Raw genomic sequence first — 8,004 nt, forward strand, 5'->3', positions numbered from 1 at the left:
AGGCCGGGAACTCGACCGCGCCGCGCTCCGAAAACCCCTATCCCTGCCGGGACTCGTCCGGTGGACCGTCCTGGTCGAGATCGTTGTCACGCCTGCGGCGCGGGAAGATGCCGTGATTGCTCATGGTCCACCTCCTCTTCGTAACCCGGGGCCTGCGGGCCCCACGAGGAGAGAATGAGCCGGCAATCGATTGGTTGCAAGCCCCCGTCAGCCGACGGGTCCGGCTCCGCCGTCGAGCAGCGTGGCGACCCGGGCCGCGAGGTCCGCGGAGCGGAACGGCTTCGTGAGCACCGGCAGGTCGTCAGGGATCTGCATCGCCTCGGCATGTCCGGTAAGGATCAGGACCGGCAGGCGCGGATCGCGCTCGCGGATCTCGGCGGCCAGCTCGATGCCGCTCATGCCGGGCATGGCGAGGTCGGCGACGACGATGTCGTAGCGGTCTGCCTCGAGGAGCCGGAGCGCGGCCTCGCCGTCGCCGGCTTCCGTGGTGCTGTGGCCGAAGCCGGTGAGGAACGAGGCCGTCACGTGGCGCACCTGCGAATCGTCGTCGACGATCAGGACGCGGGCCCGCCGGCCGGCGACCGGGACGGTGCCGGCGGCCTCGGGCGCCTGCTCGGGCGCCTGATCGGCGAAGGGGAGGGCGAGCTCCACGCGGGTGCCCCGACCGACCACGCTGTCGATCGCCAGCCGGCCCTTGGATTGCTGCGCGAGGCCGAACACCATGGCGAGGCCGAGCCCGGTGCCCTGGCCGACGGCCTTGGTGGTGAAGAACGGCTCGCAGACCCGGCGCAGGATCTCCTCCGGGATGCCGGTGCCTTCGTCGGTGACGCTGATGCCGAGATAGGTGCCGTCGGCGATCTCGGGATCGCCGCTGATCGCGAGCCGGCGCGTCGCGACCGTGATCGCGCCTCCCTCCGGCATGGCGTCGCGGGCGTTGATGCAGAGGTTGAGCACGGCGAGTTCGAGCTGGTCCGGATCGACCTGAACCGCCGGCAGTCCGTCCGCGAGGTCGGTCCGGACCGTCACGAGGCCGCCGAGGCTGCGTCCGAACAGGTCGCTCATCCCGGAGATCAGGGTGTTCACGTCGACGGCGCGCGCCTGGAGGTCGTGGGCGCGGCTGAAGCTCAGGAGGCGCTTGGTCAGGGACGCCCCGCGCTCGGCGGCGCCGCGGGCGTTCTCGATCAGGCGCTGGACCCGCGGCTGGTCGGCGACCTTCGGGCCGGCGAGCTCGAGGCTGCCGAGGATCGCGGTCAGCAGGTTGTTGAAATCGTGCGCGATGCCGCCCGCGAGGGTGCCCAGCGCCTGCATCTTGTCGGACTGGCGCAGGCGCGCCTCCAGGGTCCGCTGCTCGGTCACGTCGCGCTCGATCGTCGCGAGGTGGCTGATCGCCCCGCCCGCGTCGCGGATCGGCACCCGCGTCACGTGGCTCCACTGCTCGGCGCCGGTCGGGCCGTCGCTGATCAGGCTCTCGGCCACCGCCCCGGACCGGATCGCGGCCGCGTCCGCCGCCGTCACATGCTCGGCCTTCGGGCCGAGAAGTTCGTCCTCGCGCCGCCCGAGGCTGGCGGCGACGTCGTGGCCGAGCAGGGCGGCCTTGCGGCCGTTCAGCCGGACGAAGCGGCCCTCCGCGTCCTTGAAGCTGATCGCGTCCTGGGCGTGGTCGAGGAGGCCGCGCAGGAGAGCCCGCTCGGTGGCGAGGTCCCGGCCGAGGCGGTGGCGCTCGAAGGCCTGCCGGACTGTGGAGCGGAGCAGGCCCGCGTCCCAGGGCTTGGTGACGTAGCCGACGATGCCGCCGCGGTTGAGGGCGGCAATCACCGCGGTGATGTCGGCGTAGCCGGTCAGCAGGATCGCCTGCGCGTCGTGGAAAGTACGGGCCTCGGCGAGGAGCGCGTCGCCAGTGAGGCCCGGCATCCGCTGGTCCGAGAGCACGACGGCGATGTCGGGTTCGGCGCGCAGGATCTCCAGCGCCTCGGCCGGGCGCGAGGTCGTCAGAACCCGGTAGGAATCCTCGAACAGGTCCTCCAGGGCGATCAGGATGTCCGGCTCGTCGTCGACGGCCAGGATCGTCCCTACACCTGCCGTACCGTCACTCATGCACTGGCCGCCTGCCGCGGGATCCCGATCACGAAGCAGGCTCCCCCACCCGGGGCCGTCTCCACGGTGAGCGAGCCGCTATGCGCTTGAACGACGCTGTAGGCAATCGCAAGACCCAGGCCCGTGCCGGATCCGACCGGTTTCGTCGTGAAGAACGGCTCGAAGATCTTCTCACGCAGCGTATCCGGGATGCCGGGCCCGGTATCGCTGATGCGAATCTCGTCGAGTTCGGGGTTCGACTGGGTCGTGATCCGGATCGTGCCGCCCTCCGGCATGGCGTCGGCGGCGTTGCCCAGGATGTTCATCACCACCTGGTTGAGCAGCGCCGGGGTGCAGTGGATCTCGGCGCGGCCCGTGAAGCTGCGCTCCACGGCGATGCGCTCGCCGAGCTTGTGCTGGATCAGCGCGAGCACCGTCTCGATCGCCTCCGGCACGTTGACCAGGGCGCGCTCGCCTTCGTCGAGGCGCGAGAACTTCCGGAGGTTCAGCACCAGATCCTGGATGCGGGTCAGCCCCATCCGCATCGAGCCGACCCGCTGCCGGGCCTTGTCGATGGCGCGGGTGGCGGCCTCCGGAGCGGCGCCCGGCAACTCGCCGAGCAGGCGCTCGACGGTGCCCTGGTGGGCCAGGATGAAGGCCAGGGGATTGTTGATCTCGTGGGCGATCCCCGCCACCAGCTCGCCGAGCGAGGCCATCTTGGCGGCCTGGACGAGCTTGGACTGCGCCTCGGTGAGCTGGCGGTTGGCGTCGGCGAGGTCGCGGTTGGCCCGCTCCAGGGCGTCGGCGAGGCCCGCTCGGGCCTCGGCCGCGTCGGCCTCCGCGCGGGCGCGCTCCACCGCCCGCTCGCGCTCGCCGAACTGGCCGGCGATGCGCCGGTCGTCCTCCTCCAGGAGCCGCCGCCGCACGAAGCCGCGGACCCGCAGGGCCAGGACCTCGGCGTCGGTCTTCGAGACCACGTCGTCGGCGCCGGCCGCGTAGGCTTCGACGAGGAAGTCCTTGGCGGGATCGCTGCCGGCGATGCCGACGAGGTGGAAGCCCGCGCCGGCCGCCTGTCCCGAGCGCCGCTGGCTGATCGCCCGGCACAGGGCGAGGCCGTCATAGGCGTGCCCCAGGAGATCGACCGTCACGCAGTCGAAGGCCTCGTCGCCGGCGGCCGCGTCCAGGGCGGCCAGGGCCGCCTCCGGCCCGTCGACGCTCGCCACGTGGTGGCCGTCCTGGCCCATCACGCCGGCCAGGAACGTCCGGTAGGTGGCGCTGCCGTCGATCACCAGGACCCGCCCGCGCCGGAACGCGGCGGCGCCCGGTCCCTCGCCGTCGGTCGTCGGCCGGCGCTCGCGCAGCAGGGCGCGGATGCGCAGGATCATCAGGTCGCGGTCGGCGGATTTCGGCAGGTAGGCGTCGGCGCCGCTCTCCAGACCCTGGCGCTCGCCGCCGCTGCCGCCGGTCAGCATCAGGACCGGCAGGGCCCGGGTGCGCAGCGACAGGCGCATCTGCCGGATCAGCTCGTCGCCGTTCATGCCCGGCAGGTGGTAATCGGCCACCACGAGGTCGGGCTGGCTGCGGTTGAGGTGATCGAGGGCGGTCTCGGCGGAGGCGCAGCGCTCCACCGCGAAGCCGTGCGCCTCCAGCAGCAGGCGCAGTTCCAGGGCCTGCGTCTCCGAATCCTCGACCAGCAGGATCCGGGCCGGCACCTCCGCCGGGCCGGCCTCGCTCACGGCCGCGCCCCCGCATCCACGAGGCGCAGGACGTGGTCGGCGACGCGGTCGAGGGGCAGGACGGCGCGGGCGGCCCCGAGACGCACGGCCGCCGCCGGCATGCCGTAGACGACGGCGGTGCTCTCGTGCTCGGCCACGGTCTGGGCGCCGGCCCGGTGCATGTCGGCGAGGCCCAGGGCCCCGTCCTCGCCCATGCCGGTCAGCAGCACGCCGATGCCGGAGGGTCCGGATTGCCGGGCCATGGACCGGAACAGCACGGTGGCGGCCGGGCGCTGGCCGGAGACCGGCGTGGAATCGATCACCCGCAGGATCCGGCCGGAGCCGATCTCCAGGTGGCGGTCGCCCGGGGCCACGTAGACCCGGCCGGGTTCGGCGCGCTCGCCGTCCTGGGCGAGGGAGACCGGGAGGGCGACGACGCTGTCGAGCCAGCTGGCGAACCCGTCCATGAAGGCCGCGCCCATGTGCTGGACGACCAAGACCGGCAGCGGGAAGTCCTTGGGCAGGGCGCCGATCACCCGCGCCAGCGCCGGGGGACCGCCTGTCGAGGCGGCGATGCCCAGGAGGCTCGGGGCCTGCCCGGACAGGTCGGCCGGCGGCGCCTGGGGCGCGACGGCGGAGCGGCCGGCCCACTCGGTGCCGATCGGCCGGCGGCGGATGACCGGAACCTGGGCCATGATCCGCAGCTGCGTGCAGATCTCGCCGGCCACGCCCTCGTAGCCGGCATGGGTCGTGGCCACGGGCTTCTCGACGACCGACAGGGCCCCGGCCCGGAGCGCGTTCATCGAGATGCGCAGCGAGTTATCCTCGACCGAATCCGCCACCACGACGATCGGCGTCGGGTGCTCGGCCATGATCCGGCGGGTCGTCTCCAGCCCGTCGATCCCCGGCAGGCGGATGTCCATCGAGATCACGTCCGGCCGCACGGTCCGGAGCTTGTCGAGGGCCTCCTCGCCGGAGGCGACCGCGGCCACGAGCTCGAGGCGGGGATCGCGGGAGACGATGTGGCGCAGCAGCTCGCGCACCACGAGGCTGTCCTCCACGAGCATCACACGGACGGGGGTCATAGGAGCTGCCCGATCGTATCCAGCAGCTGGCGCTGGTCGAACTTCTGCTTGGTCAGGTAGGCGTCGGCGCCGAGATCCAGGCCCCGGGCGACGTCGGCGGCATCCCCGCGGGAGGTCATCAGGATCGCCGGGAGCCGGGCGAAGCGCTCGTCGGCCCGCAGGGCCTTCAGGAGGCCGAACCCGTCGAGGCGCGGCATCTCCACGTCGGCGAGCACCAGGTTCACGGGCTCGATCTCGGCGCGCAGCCGGTCGAGGGCGTCCTGCCCGTCGACGCAGACGACCACGCGGTAGCCGGCGGCTTCCAAGATTCCCTTCTCCAGAGTCCGGGTGGTGATCGAATCGTCGACGACCAGGATGGTCGCGCGCGCGGACGCGGCCGCCGCGGCGTGAGTCGTCGAACGTGGAGCCGGCGCCATCGTTCCGAGCGCGCCGCCCGATGTCCCGGCCTGGGCGCGCGAAGCGAGCCCCTCGGGGTCGAGGACCAGCACCGGCACGTCCCCGTGCAGCACCGCCGTGCCGGCGATCAGACCCGGATCGGCGCCGAAATCCGGCGCGGGCAGGACCAGGAACGGGCGGACGTCGTGCAGGCGGTCGACCGCCAGGGCGAGACGGCCGCCGCCGGTCCGCAGGACGACGGCGGTCAGCGTGCCGGGATCGGCCGGGTCGGCGACCTGTCCGAGGATCGCGGCGAGGTCCGTCACCGGGTGGCTCGTCGCGGCGTCCCCGTCACCGAGGCGCACGATCGTCCGGCCCATGGCGACCGGCAGGTCGTCGCGCCGCAGGCGCAGGAGGCGCTCCACGGCGCCCCCGGGGAGGGCGTAGCTGCGCCCGGCCGCCTCGACCAGCAGCAGACTGCGCCGGGCCGCTGAGAGCGGCAGGCTGAAGATCAGGGCGGTGCCGGCCGGTTCGCGCGGCTCCAGGCGGACGCTGCCCATGAGCTGGCGGGCGGCGTCCGCGGCCACCGAGAGGCCGTAGCCGCGCCCCGACAGGGTGTCGACCGCCTCGGCGGTGGAGAAGCCGGGCTCGAACACGAGGCGCAGCAGGGTGTCGGGTTCGGCCGCGGAAGCGGGGCCGAGGAGGCCGCGCTCGCGGGCCGCCGCCTCGATCCGGGCGAGGTCGGGGCCGGGCCCGTCGTCGAACACGGTGACCTGCAGGCGGGCGCCGCGCACCGCGACCTCCAGCCCGAGGCCCAGGGCCTCCGGCTTGCCGGCCGCGCGCCGCACCTCCGGCGCCTGCCAGCCGTGGCTGAGGGCGTTGCGCAGGGCGTGGAGCAGCGGATCCTTCAGCGCCTGCAGCGTGCCGCGCTCCACCGGCAGGTCGAGGCCCCGCAGGTCGAGATCGACCTCGCGGCCCTGCTCCCGGGCGGTCTCGCGCAGCGACCTCGCGAGGGGGGCCAGGACACTCTCGGCCGGGACCAGGGCGAGGCGCTCGGCGGCGGCGCGGACGCGGGTCGCGGCGCCCTCGACCGCGCTGGTCGCGGAGGCCTGGCGCCGCGACAGGTCCGCGGCCTCCCGGGCGAAGGCGCCGGCGCGCGCCGCGAGGGCGCGCCATTCGGGTCGCTCCGCGCCGGCCCCGGCCGCGAGGGCCTCGGCGCCGACGCGCAGGTCGCGGGCCAGGCGGGCGAGCCGCGCGAGGCCGTCGGCCGCGGGCGCCTGGCCGGCCAGGGTGCTGGCGAGATCGTGGCTCGCCCGGGCCAGCGCCTCGACGGCCTCCGCCGGCACCCGCAGGATCGCCGCGGAGGCCTCCGGCGGCTCGGAGCCGGGTTTCGGCGCGGGGCCCGCCTGTGTCGGCGCGGCGGTCGCGGCCGGCGGGGGTGCCGGCGCGGCGGGGGGCCCCGGTGGCGGGCTCGGACTCGGATCCGGCAGCGGGGCGGGTGGTGCGGGTTGTGCCGGCAGCGGCGTCTCGCCCGGGAGCCGGAGGACGTGGCCGAGGGCCGCCAGGGCGTCGGCCGGCATGTCCGGACCGGACCCGTCGGTGAGGCCGGCGACGTAGGACTCGATCCGGTCGAGGGCGAGGTGGACGGCGTTGGCCGCCTCGCGGTCGAGGGCGGTGGCGCCGGTGCGCACGCCCTCGAACAGCGTCTCGAGACGGTGGGCCACCGCCTCGACCGCCGGGAGATCGACGGCGCGGGAGGCGCCCTTCAGGCTGTGGGCGCGGCGAAAGACGTCGTTCCAGTCCGGCGTGGCGCTGCCGAGCGCCCCGCGGATCGCCGCGACGTGCTCCCGGTGCTCGACGTCGAAGGCGGCGAGCAGGAGCTTGCGGATATCCTCGGCCAACGGGGCGCCCGCCTCAGTGCCGGTATCGTTCGGCCAGGGCCATGAGGGCCTGGGCGAGCTCGGTGAGGTTGGCGGAGGCGGCCTCGACCTGCCGCGTGCCGGCCGCGGTCTGCTGGCTGGCCTGGCGGATGTTCTGCAGCGCCCCCATCACCTGCTCGATGCCCAGCTGCTGCTGGTTGGTCGAGGCCACGATCTGCTGGAACGTCTGCACGTTCTCCTCCACCCGCGCGGTGATCTCCTCGATCGTGCGCTGCGTCGTGTCCGAGCGCGTCTTGCCCGCCGCCGCGCGCTTGACCGCCTCCTCGGTCAGCATCACCGACGTGTTGATGCCCCGCTGGATCTCGCCCAGGATCCCCCGCACCTGCCCCGTGGCCGCCTTGGCCTGGTCGGCCAGGAGCTTCATCTCCGAGGCCACCACCGAGAAGCTGCGCCCGCTCTCGCCGGCCGCGGCCGCCTCGATGGCGGCGTTCAGCGCCAGCAGGTGCGTGCGCTCCGAGATGTCGTTGACCGTCTCGATGATGTCGCCGATCGTCTGGGTCTTCTCCGACAGGCTGACGATGTTGCCGGCCACCGCCTCCGCCTGCTCGCGGATCGCGTCCATGGCCTTGGCGGTGTCGGACACCGCGCGCAGGCCCTGGCGCGAGGTCTGCGCGGTCGCCTGGGCGGTGGCGATCACCTCGGTGGCGCGCTTGGAGATCTGCGCCCCCGAATGGGTGATCTCGTCGACCGTGGCGGCGGTCTCCTGCACGGCGGCGAACTGCTGCTCGACCGAGGCGGCCTGCTCCTGCGCCGAGGCGCGGATCTCGGCCGCGGCCGCGTTCAGGTCCGCCGTCGCCGCCCGGTTCGTCCGCGCCA

At 74.1% G+C, this 8,004-nt stretch carries 5 protein-coding genes; all 5 read right to left on the reverse strand.

The genetic code is table 11. The features are described 5' to 3' along the window. Positions 1-207: 207 nt before the first annotated feature. The gene (locus tag BM314_RS28540; RefSeq protein ID WP_091981867.1) at positions 208-2,094 is read right to left on the reverse strand and encodes a response regulator; all 1,887 of its coding nucleotides are present in this window, start codon (positions 2,092-2,094) and stop codon (positions 208-210) included. Beyond that, positions 2,091-3,809 (reverse strand): response regulator, encoded by a 1,719-nt coding sequence (locus BM314_RS28545; protein WP_056531218.1) that lies wholly within the window; start codon positions 3,807-3,809, stop codon positions 2,091-2,093. Before BM314_RS28545 ends, BM314_RS28540 begins: the two co-directional genes overlap by 4 nt. Beyond that, a complete protein-coding gene (gene cheB, locus BM314_RS28550; RefSeq protein ID WP_170868203.1) occupies positions 3,806-4,873 on the reverse strand; it encodes a chemotaxis-specific protein-glutamate methyltransferase CheB in 1,068 nt (355 codons plus the stop codon). The genes BM314_RS28545 and cheB overlap by 4 nt, the downstream gene beginning before the upstream one ends. Continuing rightward, positions 4,870-7,149 (reverse strand): hybrid sensor histidine kinase/response regulator, encoded by a 2,280-nt coding sequence (locus BM314_RS28555; protein WP_091981873.1) that lies wholly within the window; start codon positions 7,147-7,149, stop codon positions 4,870-4,872. The genes cheB and BM314_RS28555 overlap by 4 nt, the downstream gene beginning before the upstream one ends. A 13-nt stretch (positions 7,150-7,162) precedes the next feature. Then, the coding region (locus BM314_RS28560; protein ID WP_244540077.1) for a methyl-accepting chemotaxis protein at positions 7,163-8,004 on the reverse strand (842 nt) is incomplete at its 5' end.

Origin of the sequence: Methylobacterium sp. 13MFTsu3.1M2 (assembly GCF_900112625.1) — a bacterium.
GTDB lineage: Bacteria > Pseudomonadota > Alphaproteobacteria > Rhizobiales > Beijerinckiaceae > Methylobacterium.